The following is a 14,940-nucleotide window of genomic DNA, read 5'->3' as shown; positions in this document are numbered from 1 at the left end:
ACTTATGCCAGACATCCCAATACCATTAATACCGGGTTCTGCTTCCCTAAGACAAACTTTTCCGTTGCTTAATCAATCGATTACTAAGGTTAATAATTTTCAAGACCAATTAAATACTATTGTAATTGATGGAGATTCTTCAGTAGAGGCAGCGCAGGCCAGGGTAGATGAAGACGGAAATATCTACACTACTTTGAAAGAAAGATTAGACGAACAATCTACACGAGTTAATGAAAAACTAACTAATTTAGACGAATTAGTTAGTTCTGCTGATTTAACAGGGTTTGTAGATTTTGTGATCAGCGTTAAATCTCTAGGCGCTAAAGGAGACGGCGTGACGGATGATACAACAGCCATCCGAAACGCTTTTTATTATGCAAAAACAAATGGTAGTGTAAAGTTGTACTTTCCAAAAGGGACTTATTTAATTAGTAATTACATTCAAGTTTATAAAAATACGAACGTAGAGTTTCATCCGAAAGCGATCGTGAAACGAATCGGAAGCTATTTTAAAATGTTTGCTAATGGACCTATTGGAGATGCAAGTTATGTAAGTAGTGGGTATAACGGAGACGGAAACATCCATTTCAATGGTGGAACTTTTGATTTAAATTGCCAAGAAGGAACTTTGTATCCCTTAGCTACTACACAAACTATTTCATTTTTTGACTTAGGTCATGCCGAGAACATTACATTCACTGAGATAACTGTTGAAAACGGTCAGATTGGACATTATTTTCAGATATCTTCATGTAAAAATATACGATTTAAAAGATGTGTGTTAGGTGATGTAAATTATACTGATACTTCATCGACTAATTTTGAGTTGATTCAGATTGAGGTAGCTACAGCTAGTTCATTCCCAAGTTTTGGCTCATACGATTTGACTATTTCTAGAGATATTTATATTGAAGAGTGTGTCTTTAAAAATGTCATACGTGCAGTTGGTACACATTCAGATGCTCAGTATGGAACAGCAGATACTATCTTTTGTGAAAATATAAATATTACCAATAATATTTTTGATACATCATTCGATAATATGTTGAATCTAACTGGAGAAAAGTATGCAACAGTTGAGAACAACATTATTATGAATGCTGGAGGTTACGGAATAAGTCTATATAAAACGGAAGATAGCTCTATTAAAGGAAATACAGTTCTAAATTCACAAAAATCAGGACTGATGTTAGATACATCACATAACAATAAATTCAGTAAAAACATATATAAAGAAGTTGGACTATCAACTTCAGCCAATTATGCAGCTAATCGAATTATCGCATCGAATAATAACACGTTTGACGATGATACAGTCACAGCAATTACACCAAAATATAACAACGCTTGGTATTCAAGCGGTGGAAGTGTAGGGAATAAAATTGTTTCACATAACTACAAAAAAGGAACAACAGCTTTGATTAGTGGTAGTGATACAACAGAGATTGATAACATCAAAATAGGAGCGGGTCAATCGGTACTATTTGACGGAGATTTAGCGACAAATGGAGCAAGCGCTACATTATCACAAGACATTAAAAACTTTAGTTTAATTATAGTTATGGCTAATGATAATTCTAGCGCAACAGCTTCAATGGTTATGACTACGATAGCTAAATTGGCAATCATAACAGGAACAACAAGTCGTTTTAGAATCGTATGTGATGACAGTTCTGCTGCTGATAAGATTGATTTTAGTTTCCCTACAACTACAAGTATTCAAGCTGATGCAATTTCAGGTACAAGTCATATTAGAAAAGTAATAGGAATTGTTTAATATCCAGAGGTGATTAAGTAATGATTAAAATTCTAAATAAATCCTTAAAAGCCATTGCTCTCCTTGAAAATGCTTATGATATTAGTTATGAAAAGACATATAACCAATTATGGACAGCTTCATTTACTTTACCTTTCGATGATCCAAAACAGAAACATTGTGAATCGTTAAATTTTGTTGAGGTTGAAGATGATAAGTATATTGGTTTATTTAGAATTATTCCTTCTCTGACACAAAAAAACGAATCAAATAACAGTGTTACTTATCAAATGGAACATGTATTAGCAACACTGTTAGACGATGTGCTTTTTCAATACAACCAATTAAGTGGATATACAACTAAACAAGCATTAGTTCAACTTATGAATAATCAAACAACTAAGCATTGGCAAATAGGTCAAGTCGACTTCGCTAGAGGTTTTGATTACTCGTGGGAGAATGAGAATTTATTATCTGCTATATTTTCAATCCCTACACCTTTCGATGTGCCCTACCAATGGACATGGGATACAACTTATTATCCATGGACATTAAATTTAGTTGAACCTGATTCGGTTGCAACTTGTGAAATAAGGCAAGGTAAGAACTTAAAAGGTATAGAAATTGAAGAAGATCCAACAGTCATATTCAATCGTATATATGGCCTTGGGAATGGTGAAGGGGTAAATCAACTTACGTTTACGAAAATAAACAATGGTTTACCTTATGTTGAGGATGCAGCATCAATTGCTAAGTATGGTTTAAGGTCCTATATATTTGTTGATAAGAGATTTGAAGATGCTGAATCATTATTAGCTACATGTAACGGTCTACTTGAATCGTGGAAACTTCCTAAGTTAACTATTCGTGGTTCTGCAGCAGATATTTCTAAAATTACAGGTAGTCGTATTGATGAGTTAAGTGTGGGGAAAATTGTCCGATTAGTTCATTCGGATTTAGGCGTTATTGAACAGAGGATATTGAAAGAATCCAAAAATGATATAACAGGAAAACCTGGTGATATACAGTTAGAAATAGCTAACTTAACAGATGATATCGCAACAACAACAACGGATTTGGAAAGAAGACAACAAATCAACGAACTGTACTCACAAGGAGCTACAAATATCGATTCTCATAATTATACGGATAATTGCGATCAAGACAATCCTGCAGTTATCCGTTTTTATTTGCCTGACGATTTAGTGAATGTGAATGAACTAATGTTGTATTATGAAACGGAAGCATTTAGAACATACGGACGAGCAACTAAAGGTGGTGGCGCAACAGCACAAACTAGCTCATCTGGAGGTGGCGCTACAGTTACAAGTTCTAGTGGTGGTGGTTCGACTGAAACAACAAGTACGAAAACATTTATTCAATTAAATGTAATATCTGGTGTTCCGCAAAATGTAGTCGGAACTGATAACTACGGTAATCACTTACATGAAGTACAGATACCAGGTAGTCCATTTACACACGATCATAATGTCACAATACCAAATCATACTCATTCAGTAACCACGCCAAATCATACACATTCTATTACACTACCAAATCATACTCATGATATTGAACATGGTATTTATAAATTGACTGAGTTGCCAACTGCAGTAGTGATAAAAGTAGATGGAAATACAGTTCCCATTACGTCTACAAGTGGTTCAGAAATTGATATAATCCCATATCTTTCAAAAGACAGTGAAGGGAAAATAGAAAGAGCTAAGTGGCACGAGGTGACTATTACTCCAAATGATTTAGGCAGGATTAACGCTAACATTATCTCTAGATTATTCATACAAAGTAGAGTAGGAGGCACTTATTGATGAAACTAAAAGTCATTACACATAGCGGAATGTCTATTGAAATAGAAGTTGAATCGTATGATCCAATTGTTTTAAATGAACAGTTAAATGATCGAGATATTTCCACTGTATTAATTGGTGATGTCATTATTTCACGTATTGACATTAAGTTTATTTCACCAGTAGAAACACCTAGCGAATAGGTGTATTTTTTATGTCTAAAAAGGAGTTGAGTCGAGTGGAACCAAACGAAAAACTAGCTGAAAAATTAGATGATATCAAAGATAGACTCATCGTAATTGAAACGAAAATGACTATGATCAATGGTGTTGAGAAAGATTCAACTGAAGCATTACAAAGTACAAGGAGTGCTCACAAACGTTTAGATTCCATTGAAGGTAATATTACTTGGCTATGGCGAACAGTTGTTGGCGGTTTAATATTGGCCACAATTACATTTTTACTAAATTATAAATAAGGAGTGTTACAAATGAATGTAAGTAAAACAGCAATTATGCCCATTGTGACTGTTATCTGTATGGCTATTGGAGTGATTTTAGGTCATCCAATTGGACAAGACACTATTGAAATGATTTCTACTGTTGCAGCGACCGCTTTCACTGCTGGCTATGCTATATGGGGCATCATTAAAAATCATAAAAAAGAAGAAAAAAATTAAGCCATCCATTTGGGTGGCTTTTATTTATATCATAAAAAGGGAGACGATTGTATGACAGATGTAACAAAAACTTGTAGAGATATTAATGAGCTTTTACCAGCTGCACAAAATGCAGTTAAATTATTTCTTGAAGAATGTAAAAAAACAGGTTTAGATATTTTTATTACAGAAACATATCGTTCACAAGAAAGACAAGATTATCTTTATTCATATGGCAGAACAAGAGAAGGACAGAAAGTTACTTGGACAAGATCTAGTAATCATACTGGTCGTTTAGCGTGGGATATCGCTGTAAATAAACCGAAAGATTTATATGATTCTTCTACATTGAAGAAAGCAGGTGAAATTGCGGGGAATTTAGGCATTACATGGGGTGGTACTTGGAAACAACCTGATAATCCGCACTTTGAAGTGAAGAAAGATTGGGTAGCACCTAAAATCTCTAAACCTGATACTGCTATTAAAGCCGAAATCATCGAAAAGGATATTGTTCCTTATCCTAACAAACCTTTAAAAGTAGGAAGCCAAGGTAAAGACGTAGAGCGTATTCAACGTGCAGTAAAGGTAGATGTTGATGGCAAGTTTGGTCCTAAAACTGAAAAAGCAGTGAAAGAGTATCAAAAACGAAAAGGTCTCACTGTAGATGGGATTGTGGGTCAACAAACTTGGTCTAAATTATTTTAAGTAAATGATGGAGGTTTTTTCTGATGTTAAAACCATTTAGTATAAAACTCGATCTGGTGGATAAGACTTCGAATCCACCTTTTTGGGTTGACCAAAATGATTTAAATACAATTGAGTTAAATATTGCAATTACTAAAAATAAGCAACCAATTGATATCACAGGACTTACTTTTCGTATCGTCATTAAAAAGCCAAGTAGACAAACTGTCATTCAAGATTGCGAAATCGTTGATGCCCTATCTGGCAAAGTTAAAGTATTGTTAGATACACAAGCCTACAATGAATCGGGATCACATCAAGCGCAGGTTTATTTATATAAAAATGTAGATGATGCAGTAAAAGAAGTAGCAGCTACAGAAAAGTTTTCATTCCTGTCTGACAAAGCGATATTAAATAATCAAACTGTAGAATCAAGCAATGAATGGCAATCAATAAACGATGCTTTAATTCAAATTGATGATACTTTTGTCCAATTGGATGACAAAATTCAAGAAATTCAAAATGCAGATGTTTATACAAAAGGTCAAACAGACACAAAATTCAATTCTGTTAATAACCTCTTGGCGGATATAGCGTCACAAAATAATTATTCGGTTATCCCTACTTACACAAACGGTCAGTTAACAAAAGTAGAAGAAAAGGACAGTTCAATTGTAAAAGTATCTTCTACTATTACTTATAACCCAGACGGAACAGTAGACACCGTAACTGAAGTTCTTAACGGAAAAACAGTAGTTTCTAAATTAAATTATATAAACGGTGAGTTTTCAACTGTGACAAGGACGGTGTTATAAGATGGGATTCAATATTACTCAAATAATAAATAAATTCGTACCAACAAAACGTGTAGATGATGATTTAAGAGAAAATCCACTAGGAACTAAAGTTGGTCAAGAAGTTGTTTCCGTTTCAGAAACATTTTGGGCGAGAATGGCAAGAGAAGGCAGACAACCAAAAGGTGTTTTTGCGAACAATGTTACTTTGCCAAATACAGGGGCTTTTACTTCTATTGCGTTTAATCCTACTGTCGATTGTGCATTTTATCCTAAACATTTATCTGTTTCGTCTAATGTTGACGCAGAATTAATTATTCAGTTAAATACTAACATCCCACAAGTTGTTGCAATGTATCCTATTCGTGTTTTTGTAAAGGCGGGAACACCTATTATAATCGAATGCGATGGAGAAATGGTTATTGATTCAAATGGGACAATTGTTGTTGGAGCTATCAATAACGGGGCATCAGCCGGAGTGTTATACGGTGCAATTTTCGGATATGAGGTGAATATTAATGCGTAGTGGTGGGGTTTATTTAGCATTAGGTGATTCAATCACTTATGGTTCAACGTTAGCAACAACGACACCATACGGAACTTATGCAGCAAAAATAAGAAAATCAATTGCAGATAATTATGGTGATTGTCGTTTGATTAATAAAGGTATTTCCGGTTGGAAGTCTGGTGATTTCCTTACTGCACCTCATTATTGGTCAAGAATTGAAGCTGATTTAGTAACTATTCATATCGGTACAAATGATTGTTCCAATAGCGTTCCTGTAGCTACTTTTCAAAGTAATTTAGATACAGTTGTAAAAATGCTCAAAAAACGTAATCCAAACGTTGAAATTATACTATGTTCAATCAGTAGACGTGCAGATGCATTTGCAAATAGTTTAGATCCATTTAGAACAGCAGTTGCAACAGTAGCGACTAACAATAATACTCTTTTGTGTTACTTTGAAAATGCGTGGACACAAGGAAATACAGCAACTTATACTGCTGTTGATCTACTCCACCCTAATACAACAGGTCATCAAGCTCTTCATGATGTTTTATTCCCTATCGTGCAACAAACGAAATTCGTCCAAAAATTAGGGAAGTAGTACGACACACTTGGAAGAGTTAGTGTCATAAGATATAAAGGCGCGTCTAAGCGAATAAAGGCTAAAAATGATATACTAAATATATAACGGTGGCGGAATAGGTAGACGCGATTACCATAATGGAATGTGTGCCGTAGTAGCGAGGCCTACGGTTAAATGAGGTGTAAAAGAGGAACTAACAGCATATATAGGGTGCAAATCCTTGTCCGTTATATTAACCCCTTTTTAATTTTATTATTAAAAAGGGGAATTCTTATTACTGATACATCATCTTTTGATATTCAATTTTTGCAGCAGTATGAATTTTTATTATTTCATCCACAATAGGTTGAACGAGATACTCTTCTCCATTAAATCTAATAGATCCTTTGGATGTATCTAAATGTCTAAAATGATCTCCTTGTTCCAAGCCTTGGATCATATTAGTTGGACCAATTAATTTGTCAGCAAAATTATGACGGACTGATGTTTTGTTCCATTTTTCGATTCTTTCATCAAAATGCTCAAAATGATTTCTCATATCTCTAATTTTTATAACTGAACCTTCTGATACACCTAATGATTCTCTTAAAGGTTTTCTTGAGATAGAAATTTGATTTTTTGTTCCAAACAATAACTTCGAGATATTTGCTGTAGAAGTTAGGAAACTCTGTATGTAGAACCAAACTTCATTAGAATCAAACGATGCTAATGGTGGCTTCATTAGTTTGTTTATTGATTCTATTGAATGTAGTGCAAATTCACATTGATTTTTTATCTCCATTTGAAATAAATTGATTAATCTAGAATCCATTTTTTCACCTCCAGTCTACAAAATATTGTAACACTTTAAACGACATAAACAATAAAAATCCCTGTTACCGATTGGTAGCAGGGCTATTTTTTATGCCATAAATTAACAATCTCGATTAAGAATAGATTTGTGAAAGTGATAAATAATAGGGATTGGGAGGTGAAATAGGAGGTGTTAATATGAATTTAGATGATGTATTAACCTCTATAATGATAATATATTTTACTCTAAAAATTCTTAGAAGAAAATAGGGTAAGATGGTAATAGACTATTGAGTAACTCTCTGTTATGGAAATACTTTTGCCTCCCAATCACTCAATAGTCTATTACAAATCTCCATTCGATTAAATAAAATATATATTTGCTTATTTTATTTATAACCTTATTATTGTTTAATAACACATTGTTAATACATTTTTTGTATTACAAATCCAAACATTATTTGTATGTTCTAACGAAACACTTTGTTCATGATTTTTTGAATCATATTATGAAGTTAATTTATGTTTATTTTACTTTTTATCTTCAGCACGCTTATAGCCAACTATTTGATACAAATAAAAAAGACATCTCCCGCGACCGGGTAGATGTCTGTCGAATGAACCTTGAGTAGTTTATTATATGCAGTTATTATTTTTCTGGAACACTTAAAGCCGTCTCCTTCACACCTCCATTTTAAAGCAAAGTGTTATATTTGTCTTTATATGGTAAAAATAGATGTATTCGATTAAAGCAGGGTAAAAAAGTTCTAAGAGGGAACGAAATAAAATGAATCGTAAAATAAAAATAAGTGGCTTTCAATTACTTTGTATGATTTTTATGTTTGAGTTAGGTGGGCAAATACCAATTGAGGTCTATAAAAGAGCTAAGCAGGATACTTGGATCAGTCTAATTCTGGGACTTGTTATTGGTTGTCTGTTATTTTATGTACTTATTAAGTTAAATTCATTTTTTCCAGAAATATCATTTTTAAAATATATACAACTGATTTTAGGGAAATACCTAGGTAAAGTAATGGCATTAATTTATATCATTTATTTTATTTATTATGCTGCATTACTTCTACGTAATTGCGAAGATTTATTAGTAATAACTTTATATAACAATTCATCACTTATTTCTATAGGAATATTAATGATGTTCTTAATCATGTACGCCCTTTATAAAGGACTAGAAACATTTGCACGTGCAAATGAATTTATGTTTTTTGTTTCAATGTTTCTTATTATACTTTTTTTTGGATTTGAGCTTATTTCTAAAATAATTAATCTTAATAATTTAAGACCTGTTTTAGAAAATGGATGGAAACCTGTACTAAAAGCAACTCCAATAATGGCTTCAAGCCCATTTGGAGAAATATTTGTATTTACAATGATTTTGCCGAATCTAAACAATCAAAATAAAGCAATGAAGGTAGGAATTTCATCGCTATTGGTGTTTGGATTCATAGGAATTATACTTTCAATATTAAATATTGCAATATTAGGCGTTTCAGAAATAGAAAGATCCATATATCCATTTTTAACTGCTGTTGGTTATATTAATATTGCAGATTTCATTCAAAGGTTGGATACTTTTCTAATAGGTATTACTATATATCATTTCTTCTTGAAAATTACAGTTTATTTATATTGTGCTGTTTCAGGATCTGCAGAGTTATTTGATGTGAAGAAGAGTAGTGATTTAATCTATCCTATTGCAATAATAGTATTAGTTTGTTCATTATGGTTAGCACCGAACTATTTAGAGCAGCGTATAAAGGTCTCAGAAATAGTACCCTACTTATTACAGATACCACTTCAAATAATAATTCCTGTTATTTTAATTATAATAGTTTTAATACAAAAGAAGCTTAGGGGTAAAAAGTTGGATATGTAAAAGTGTATGATTTGAATCATTCATACCATTTATATTCGTTTAAATAATGATAAGATATGTTTGTAGATGTCTCAATTTACTAGTATATACCTTTTAGCCCTAAAGTTTCTTAACATATACTTTAGGGCTCTTTTTTATCCCCAGGAATACTAATAGCCGATTGCTTAACACCAGTTTTATTCATCTAATTTATTAACATTCGCCAACATTAAAACTAAAATTAATGTTACACCTATAGGTATTAACCATACTAAAATTTCCATTTTGTTCATTTTGTTCACCAAGACAATATCATACACATATTAAAACTTTTTATACTTTTCTCCAGGCACACTTAAAGCTGTTTCCTTCACAATACCATTCTCAATCCTCAATGCAATCGTCCCAATCCACCTATCCATATTAGGCACCATTTCAGCACCTTCTAACTTACATGAAAAATATCTTATATGAACGGAACCCTTTGTATCCTTGCTGAACACTGGGCAAGCGAGAAGATTTCCAAGTCGTTTCAATGCAGTTTCTTTTTCCATTCCGACTATTTCTTTTTTGATGATTGATTCATAGTAGTTTTTTAGTGGGAACATAATTTACTCTCCAAAATTTATTTCTTCTCTTTAACCTCATATTTCGCTTCAATGAAATTCACTATCTTTCCAGTGTTAGGATCATCATTATCAAATTGTATAGCAGCTACTGTATGGACACCAGGTTTTAGTGTTTGTTCTGATAGCTCTACAGAAGATTGAGTAAGTTCCCCATATTGATCAGTACTATTATAGAATTGATCAATATACACAAACGTTTGCTTATCACCCTGGAACTTTTCAAAATCAGCTCCTATTTGAATCAATAAATCATCATTACTTGCAAATAAAACAGGAACATTGCCATTTTCTGAATTACCAGATGGCGTACTTAATGTAAGTTTAGCTGTTCCAGTTTGAACTGCATTTGTTGGAAAAGGATATTTACTCTTTCAGTGAGCTATTCTTCAAAGTACCATATAGACTCCATTTTCATATTTAATTCTTTAGCGATATAGTAAGCAGTTTTGTATGTTGGAGTAGATTGATTACTTATTAGAAAACTCATAGTAGAGTTGCTGATCTTAACCTTCTTTGCAATATATGAGTATTTAATTCCTCGTTCATCTAATATCTCTTTTAATTTAGAAACTATCATGTTTACCACCTCATTTATTTAATTCAATAAAAAAATATTAAAATCCTTTTTAGGTGGACACGCAATATTACTTAGGTAGGCGAATATCATTTATTAACAAGAGTGGTTAGGTAGTTAGTTAAGCATCTCTATCATCGTTACTTAAGTAGCAGCTTCAAATCTAATTGAGTAACTACTTGATTTTCTACCTAACCATCAATACCTAGGTATTAAGAGGTTTACTTCAGTATTATCAACATTTCTAAAGAATGTTATTAGTAAGGAGGAGGAAAGAGTGGGAGAAGAAAAAAATAAGGTAAACCTGAGTGTGCCCCAAAGGCTGAAAAATTATGCAAAAAAATATTATGAAAAATTAAAAGAAAATGAAGTAAAACAATTATTTAAAGCAAAAGTTATAGAATGTTTTGAATTAGGGGATATGTACAGAAAATATGGTGATGTCCCAATATATCCTCAAATAGTCAGAATAGGATTATTGGAAAATGGAATTGAAGCTGTCTTAAATTTACCAAGAGGGTTTAAGCCGGGTGACTTGGAAGAGAAGTCCTATGTATTTGAGCAAGAATTTGGTCAAAACATTGAATTAAAAAAAGTGAGTTCGAAAACTTTTGTACTATATGTTTTTATGAACAATCCATTAAAAGAAAAATATGATTATCAATTGATGAATTTTAAATACAATTTACCTATATACGTAGGGAAGGATTCAAGAGGGAAAACAATTTCATATGACATGGTGGAAGAACCGCATTTATTAATTGCTGGTGAAACAGGAAGTGGAAAAAGCGTAATCCTTAGATCGATATTAACCACATTGATTTTCAATAAAACGCCTGAAGAATTAAAACTATATCTATTTGATTTGAAAAAGTCTGAGTTTTTTCTGTTCAAACAATTACCTCATGTCGTTGAAAATACGTACGATAGAGAAAAAATGAAGAAAAGATTTAGTGAAATTTTAAATGAATTAAGTGATCGAGGGGATTTATTAGAGCTACATGAAGTACCACATATTGATGAATTACCTAAAGAAGTGAAGCCACCGTATATCATGATTTTTATTGATGAGTTTTCCCTAATAAATGATGTCAAAACGATTGTTGATTCGATTGAAGATATTACTGCAATTGGTCGCGCTCTTGGTGTTTTTATGGTATTAAGTACTCAAAGACCCGATGCAAAAATATTAGGTGGGAGAATAAAGGCTTTATTAACTGTTCGTATCGGTGGTAGGCAACAAGATGCAGTAAATAGCAAAATCGTGATCGATTGTGGAGGATGCGAAAAGTTAACATCTCCTGGGCACATGAAGATGAAGTCAATACTAGGTCTAATCGATGTAAAGGTTCCATTACTTGATTATAAAGTAGCAAAAGAAATGTTAAATCCATTAAGAGTTGAAAAAGTAATTGAAGAGGTATTAGAGGAGAAAGAAAAAATTAAACCAGCTAATAGAAAGAAATCAACTAAGAAAGGGAAAGAGAAAAAACCTATCGTTTGGGGTGTTTTAGGTGAGCAAAAGAGATAAACAAATCATTTCAATCATCAATAAATTTAAATGTTTGGATAGGGATGATGTAATCAAGTTATTTTTTTTAAGTAAGAAAAATCCTATATCGAATTGCAATACCGTCCTAAGAAGACTAACGGATCGTGGTTATATTAAACAGTCCAAAAGACAAATTCCAGCATTATATTTTTCCACAGAAAAACCAATCAAAGAGACCTCTCAAAAAATCCCACATTTCAGAGAACTATTTAAAGTCTATATCACACTAAAACATTATTTAGGAACATTTGAAGTAGAGCCTAAATTAGGTCCGCAAGGTGTTGTAGAGCCAGATGCTTTCATGATATTTAATAAAACTCCATTCTTCGTCGAAGTCCAATTGACATTCTATAACAAAAAACTTATCACCGAAAAGATAAAAAGATATGAGTCATATTTCCATTCAAATGAGTGGGTCAGTTTTCCTTGGCAGAAGAAAGAAAGTTCACCTTTTTTCCCTTATATTGTAATTTTTACAGATAAAGAATATGAAATCGATTCTTTTTTGCAGGTAATTCAATTTAAGTCTGCTAGCGAATTGCTTATAAATTCAAATCAAGAGGTGACGAATAATGTTAGCACGCCTAGCGTTTAAATTGGCCACAAGAAAAGGCGGTAAAACAATGATTAAGATGTTGGAAGCAGACCCAGCCAATCCATTGAATCTTGATACGTATGATTTGCTAATTGCTGCAGGTAAAGGAGTAGTTCATATTGCGAAGGAGGTTATATTTTGAAAGAGAAAATGGCGAAATTCCTATTCAGTAGAATTGAAACAAAAATCTCACAAATTGATGGTTTAAGTTCTTATGAAGATTTAACTATGATCACAGATGATATCGGAGAATATCTGGATGCATTAAAGGAAATCATTTTTGAGGTTATTAAACCTTAGGGGGTTCATTATGATTAAGTCAATTATTATTGGAGGATACATCTGTCATAAAATTTGGTGGAAACGTGCTAACAAACAACGAGTTCATGGCAAATTAATGTTTGAAAATGGGGAGCTAATCATTAAAAAGTTAACAAGAGTGAAAAGACCACGTGAAATTAAGGTATTTGTCTTTGGAAAGGGAGGGTCTTAACTAATGGGTATATTTAGTTCAATTGCTAAAGGTGCCGTTAAAAGTATAAATCGTAATGGTATCCGACAAATGTATTATGACAATTTGTGGGATACACAGTTATTAAGAGGGTCAGAACATTTAAAAATTCTTTTAAAAGATGCAATTAAATATAAGAAGGAGGAAAATGCTCAATTGATTTTAAACCATATGAAACAATACAAAGTAGGTGATATTGATTCATACCGAATAGTTATTAAGATGGCCAAAAAAGCTTTTAAACATCTAGATTTCACTGACTTATTTTAAGGAGTGATCAAATGAATTTTAGTTATGAGTTAGACACAAAGACTAATACCGTTTTAGGTAAATATGGTCTATATATAGTTGAAGCTAAAATAAATTTCAAACCAATGCATGACGGTATTGCTAATGGTCGTGTTTATGTTTTAAGTGTCTTTAGTGGTGAATCCAGAATAATTCATTATGATTGCGAATGGAAAAAAGGAAATAATTATATTAATTTAATTCAAAGAATTGTAACAGAGTTAGAAAAAATTCAACCAAGTAAAATACAAAGATTAAAGAAACTTGTAACAGTTTGGAAATAACAATAGATTAATATATTCCAAGTTCATTTAGATCCTCTTTTTTGAAACTAATTGGGCTTGGATTTTTCTGAGAAGCAATAGTTAAAATATAAGAGTAGTTTACTGGAGCAATAGGTTTATCACATTCTAATTGTTGCAATTGGTTATATGCAATTTTATAAGCTAGTTTTAACTGTTGCTCATTTGTTAATTGTTTACCAGATTTAATGTACTGTTTAATTTGATCTATAGTAATAAATCCAACTTTTTGCATAGTTTCTTGGTCCTCAATAACCTTTAATTTTTTAGCAGCTAACCATACTCGTCCATATAAGTCTTTAACTAGGGATCCTAAGAAAGCTTGAAAGTGTTGAAGATTTCTAGGAACAAATTTAATATACGGAATACGTTTAACATTTAAATGATTATTATAATTATTTTGTTTTAAGAAGGTATTGTTTTCTTGGTGTGACATTTCTGCAACCTCTTGTGTGACATCTTCACTATTTATCGCTTGGATTACTATTGCATTACTAGTTTGCATCATATCTTTATTTCGTTTCATTTCATATTGTTTAATGATTCCTAATTTTTCTAGTTGGTGACAAACTCTAATGACTGTACGTCTACTAATCTCTAATTTATCGGCAATAGTATTTTTACTTAGAAATGAAACACCTAAATACTTCGTAGAATAGCGTTGAAGTAATTCTAATACCTTTATAGCCGACTTTGATAGATCACACTTAAATTGGTCTTTGTACGCTCTTACAGTTTGGTTTAACTCACTAACTTCTTTAAACGTACGTAAATTAAAATAAGTTTCTTCACTTGCGATAATTTGAATTCCCTGCTTCACAGTTTTGTCTCCTTTTGGATACAAAAAAACAACGATTTGCCAGATGTAAGCAAACCATTGCTAAGAAGCACCTATTTGTATTAGAATACAAATAAAGGTACAGCAAGTGTTTGCCTATCGTGAGTAGGCTGACGGTATAAGTAGTGCTACCAACACTCTTATACGCGCTGTGCTTTTTTGTTTTTATTGGTGGTCTTACGTCTATGTAAGTGT

22 protein-coding genes are annotated in these 14,940 nt (G+C 32.3%); 17 read left to right on the top strand and 5 right to left on the bottom strand.

Annotated elements, in window-relative coordinates:
- Nucleotides 1-4: 4 nt before the first annotated feature.
- The 9 genes from CN692_RS24200 to CN692_RS24160 are packed head-to-tail and all read left to right on the top strand — an operon-like array spanning nt 5 to nt 6,806.
- Nucleotides 5-1,777 (top strand): glycosyl hydrolase family 28-related protein, encoded by a 1,773-nt coding sequence (locus CN692_RS24200; protein ID WP_098121692.1) that lies wholly within the window; start codon nt 5-7, stop codon nt 1,775-1,777.
- Nucleotides 1,778-1,797: 20 nt separating this feature from the next.
- The gene (locus CN692_RS24195; RefSeq protein WP_098121691.1) at nt 1,798-3,582 is read left to right on the top strand and encodes a phage tail spike protein; all 1,785 of its coding nucleotides are present in this window, start codon (nt 1,798-1,800) and stop codon (nt 3,580-3,582) included.
- A complete protein-coding gene (locus tag CN692_RS24190) occupies nt 3,582-3,764 on the top strand; it encodes a hypothetical protein (protein ID WP_098121690.1) in 183 nt (60 codons plus the stop codon). The genes CN692_RS24195 and CN692_RS24190 overlap by 1 nt, the downstream gene beginning before the upstream one ends.
- An 11-nt stretch (nt 3,765-3,775) precedes the next feature.
- Nucleotides 3,776-4,039 carry a hemolysin XhlA family protein gene (locus CN692_RS24185; protein ID WP_098121689.1) on the top strand — a complete coding sequence of 88 codons (264 nt, stop codon included), beginning with the start codon at nt 3,776-3,778 and terminating at the stop codon, nt 4,037-4,039.
- 12 nt (nt 4,040-4,051) lie between these two features.
- A complete protein-coding gene (locus tag CN692_RS24180) occupies nt 4,052-4,240 on the top strand; it encodes a hypothetical protein (protein ID WP_098121688.1) in 189 nt (62 codons plus the stop codon).
- Nucleotides 4,241-4,291: 51 nt separating this feature from the next.
- Nucleotides 4,292-4,924 carry a peptidoglycan-binding protein gene (locus tag CN692_RS24175; RefSeq protein WP_098121687.1) on the top strand — a complete coding sequence of 211 codons (633 nt, stop codon included), beginning with the start codon at nt 4,292-4,294 and terminating at the stop codon, nt 4,922-4,924.
- Between the two features lie 23 nt (nt 4,925-4,947).
- Nucleotides 4,948-5,718 carry a BppU family phage baseplate upper protein gene (locus tag CN692_RS24170; RefSeq protein WP_098121686.1) on the top strand — a complete coding sequence of 257 codons (771 nt, stop codon included), beginning with the start codon at nt 4,948-4,950 and terminating at the stop codon, nt 5,716-5,718.
- Between the two features lies 1 nt (nt 5,719).
- Nucleotides 5,720-6,223, top strand: a complete 504-nt coding sequence (locus tag CN692_RS24165) for a hypothetical protein (RefSeq protein ID WP_098121685.1) — start codon at nt 5,720-5,722, stop codon at nt 6,221-6,223.
- Nucleotides 6,216-6,806, top strand: coding sequence for an SGNH/GDSL hydrolase family protein (locus tag CN692_RS24160; RefSeq protein ID WP_098121684.1), 591 nt, complete (start codon nt 6,216-6,218; stop codon nt 6,804-6,806). Before CN692_RS24165 ends, CN692_RS24160 begins: the two co-directional genes overlap by 8 nt.
- 256 nt (nt 6,807-7,062) lie before the next feature.
- Here the strand turns inward: CN692_RS24160 and CN692_RS24155 are convergent, their stop codons facing one another.
- A complete protein-coding gene (locus tag CN692_RS24155) occupies nt 7,063-7,599 on the bottom strand; it encodes a hypothetical protein (RefSeq protein WP_098121683.1) in 537 nt (178 codons plus the stop codon).
- Between the two features lie 768 nt (nt 7,600-8,367).
- Here CN692_RS24155 and CN692_RS24150 point away from each other — a divergent pair.
- The gene (locus tag CN692_RS24150; protein ID WP_098121682.1) at nt 8,368-9,477 is read left to right on the top strand and encodes a GerAB/ArcD/ProY family transporter; all 1,110 of its coding nucleotides are present in this window, start codon (nt 8,368-8,370) and stop codon (nt 9,475-9,477) included.
- Nucleotides 9,478-9,779: 302 nt separating this feature from the next.
- Here CN692_RS24150 and CN692_RS24145 read toward each other — a convergent pair whose 3' ends face one another.
- From CN692_RS24145 to CN692_RS24135, 3 genes are all read right to left on the bottom strand, one after another.
- Nucleotides 9,780-10,064, bottom strand: a complete 285-nt coding sequence (locus CN692_RS24145; RefSeq protein WP_098121681.1) for a hypothetical protein — start codon at nt 10,062-10,064, stop codon at nt 9,780-9,782.
- Between the two features lie 17 nt (nt 10,065-10,081).
- The gene (locus tag CN692_RS24140; protein WP_098121680.1) at nt 10,082-10,330 is read right to left on the bottom strand and encodes a hypothetical protein; all 249 of its coding nucleotides are present in this window, start codon (nt 10,328-10,330) and stop codon (nt 10,082-10,084) included.
- A gap of 134 nt (nt 10,331-10,464) precedes the next feature.
- A complete protein-coding gene (locus tag CN692_RS24135) occupies nt 10,465-10,662 on the bottom strand; it encodes a helix-turn-helix transcriptional regulator (protein WP_306659920.1) in 198 nt (65 codons plus the stop codon).
- Nucleotides 10,663-10,936: 274 nt separating this feature from the next.
- Between CN692_RS24135 and CN692_RS24130 the strand changes: the two genes are divergently transcribed.
- From CN692_RS24130 to CN692_RS24110, 7 genes are read left to right on the top strand one after another with little or no spacing between them, the layout of a single operon-like run.
- Nucleotides 10,937-12,190, top strand: coding sequence for an FtsK/SpoIIIE domain-containing protein (locus tag CN692_RS24130; protein WP_098121679.1), 1,254 nt, complete (start codon nt 10,937-10,939; stop codon nt 12,188-12,190).
- Nucleotides 12,174-12,806 (top strand): hypothetical protein, encoded by a 633-nt coding sequence (locus CN692_RS24125; protein ID WP_098121678.1) that lies wholly within the window; start codon nt 12,174-12,176, stop codon nt 12,804-12,806. The genes CN692_RS24130 and CN692_RS24125 overlap by 17 nt, the downstream gene beginning before the upstream one ends.
- Nucleotides 12,784-12,948: a hypothetical protein gene (locus tag CN692_RS26395; protein WP_179874546.1), complete on the top strand. Its 165-nt coding sequence runs from the start codon at nt 12,784-12,786 to the stop codon at nt 12,946-12,948. Before CN692_RS24125 ends, CN692_RS26395 begins: the two co-directional genes overlap by 23 nt.
- Nucleotides 12,945-13,106 (top strand): hypothetical protein, encoded by a 162-nt coding sequence (locus CN692_RS26390; protein WP_179874545.1) that lies wholly within the window; start codon nt 12,945-12,947, stop codon nt 13,104-13,106. The genes CN692_RS26395 and CN692_RS26390 overlap by 4 nt, the downstream gene beginning before the upstream one ends.
- A 10-nt stretch (nt 13,107-13,116) precedes the next feature.
- The gene (locus CN692_RS24120; RefSeq protein ID WP_098121677.1) at nt 13,117-13,299 is read left to right on the top strand and encodes a hypothetical protein; all 183 of its coding nucleotides are present in this window, start codon (nt 13,117-13,119) and stop codon (nt 13,297-13,299) included.
- Nucleotides 13,300-13,302: 3 nt separating this feature from the next.
- Entirely contained in the window at nt 13,303-13,587 is a 285-nt protein-coding gene (locus CN692_RS24115) for a hypothetical protein (RefSeq protein WP_098121676.1), read from the top strand.
- An 11-nt stretch (nt 13,588-13,598) separates the two neighbouring features.
- Nucleotides 13,599-13,889, top strand: coding sequence for a hypothetical protein (locus CN692_RS24110; RefSeq protein ID WP_098121675.1), 291 nt, complete (start codon nt 13,599-13,601; stop codon nt 13,887-13,889).
- Between the two features lie 7 nt (nt 13,890-13,896).
- On the opposite strand, the gene CN692_RS24105 is transcribed toward CN692_RS24110, so the two are convergent.
- A complete protein-coding gene (locus CN692_RS24105; RefSeq protein ID WP_098121674.1) occupies nt 13,897-14,727 on the bottom strand; it encodes a helix-turn-helix domain-containing protein in 831 nt (276 codons plus the stop codon).
- Between the last annotated feature and the right edge of the window lie 213 nt (nt 14,728-14,940).

This window comes from Bacillus sp. AFS002410 (genome assembly GCF_002556365.1).
Classification (GTDB): Bacteria; Bacillota; Bacilli; order Bacillales; family Bacillaceae_G; genus Gottfriedia.
This window is presented reverse-complemented; position numbering and strand designations above follow the sequence as displayed.

Excerpts from the sequence above, each read along its gene's own strand:
- CN692_RS24120 (WP_098121677.1), top strand. The coding sequence starts at position 13,117 with ATGATTAAGTCAATTATTATTGGAGGATACATCTGTCATAAAATTTGG.
- CN692_RS24175 (WP_098121687.1), top strand. The coding sequence starts at position 4,292 with ATGACAGATGTAACAAAAACTTGTAGAGATATTAATGAGCTTTTACCA.
- CN692_RS24155 (WP_098121683.1), bottom strand. The coding sequence starts at position 7,599 with ATGGATTCTAGATTAATCAATTTATTTCAAATGGAGATAAAAAATCAA.
- CN692_RS24185 (WP_098121689.1), top strand. The coding sequence starts at position 3,776 with ATGTCTAAAAAGGAGTTGAGTCGAGTGGAACCAAACGAAAAACTAGCT.
- CN692_RS24180 (WP_098121688.1), top strand. The coding sequence starts at position 4,052 with ATGAATGTAAGTAAAACAGCAATTATGCCCATTGTGACTGTTATCTGT.
- CN692_RS24135 (WP_306659920.1), bottom strand. The coding sequence starts at position 10,662 with ATGATAGTTTCTAAATTAAAAGAGATATTAGATGAACGAGGAATTAAA.
- CN692_RS24150 (WP_098121682.1), top strand. The coding sequence starts at position 8,368 with ATGAATCGTAAAATAAAAATAAGTGGCTTTCAATTACTTTGTATGATT.
- CN692_RS24160 (WP_098121684.1), top strand. The coding sequence starts at position 6,216 with ATGCGTAGTGGTGGGGTTTATTTAGCATTAGGTGATTCAATCACTTAT.
- CN692_RS24110 (WP_098121675.1), top strand. The coding sequence starts at position 13,599 with ATGAATTTTAGTTATGAGTTAGACACAAAGACTAATACCGTTTTAGGT.
- CN692_RS24190 (WP_098121690.1), top strand. The coding sequence starts at position 3,582 with ATGAAACTAAAAGTCATTACACATAGCGGAATGTCTATTGAAATAGAA.
- CN692_RS24195 (WP_098121691.1), top strand. The coding sequence starts at position 1,798 with ATGATTAAAATTCTAAATAAATCCTTAAAAGCCATTGCTCTCCTTGAA.
- CN692_RS24170 (WP_098121686.1), top strand. The coding sequence starts at position 4,948 with ATGTTAAAACCATTTAGTATAAAACTCGATCTGGTGGATAAGACTTCG.
- CN692_RS26395 (WP_179874546.1), top strand. The coding sequence starts at position 12,784 with ATGTTAGCACGCCTAGCGTTTAAATTGGCCACAAGAAAAGGCGGTAAA.
- CN692_RS24165 (WP_098121685.1), top strand. The coding sequence starts at position 5,720 with ATGGGATTCAATATTACTCAAATAATAAATAAATTCGTACCAACAAAA.
- CN692_RS24115 (WP_098121676.1), top strand. The coding sequence starts at position 13,303 with ATGGGTATATTTAGTTCAATTGCTAAAGGTGCCGTTAAAAGTATAAAT.
- CN692_RS24145 (WP_098121681.1), bottom strand. The coding sequence starts at position 10,064 with ATGTTCCCACTAAAAAACTACTATGAATCAATCATCAAAAAAGAAATA.
- CN692_RS24200 (WP_098121692.1), top strand. The coding sequence starts at position 5 with ATGCCAGACATCCCAATACCATTAATACCGGGTTCTGCTTCCCTAAGA.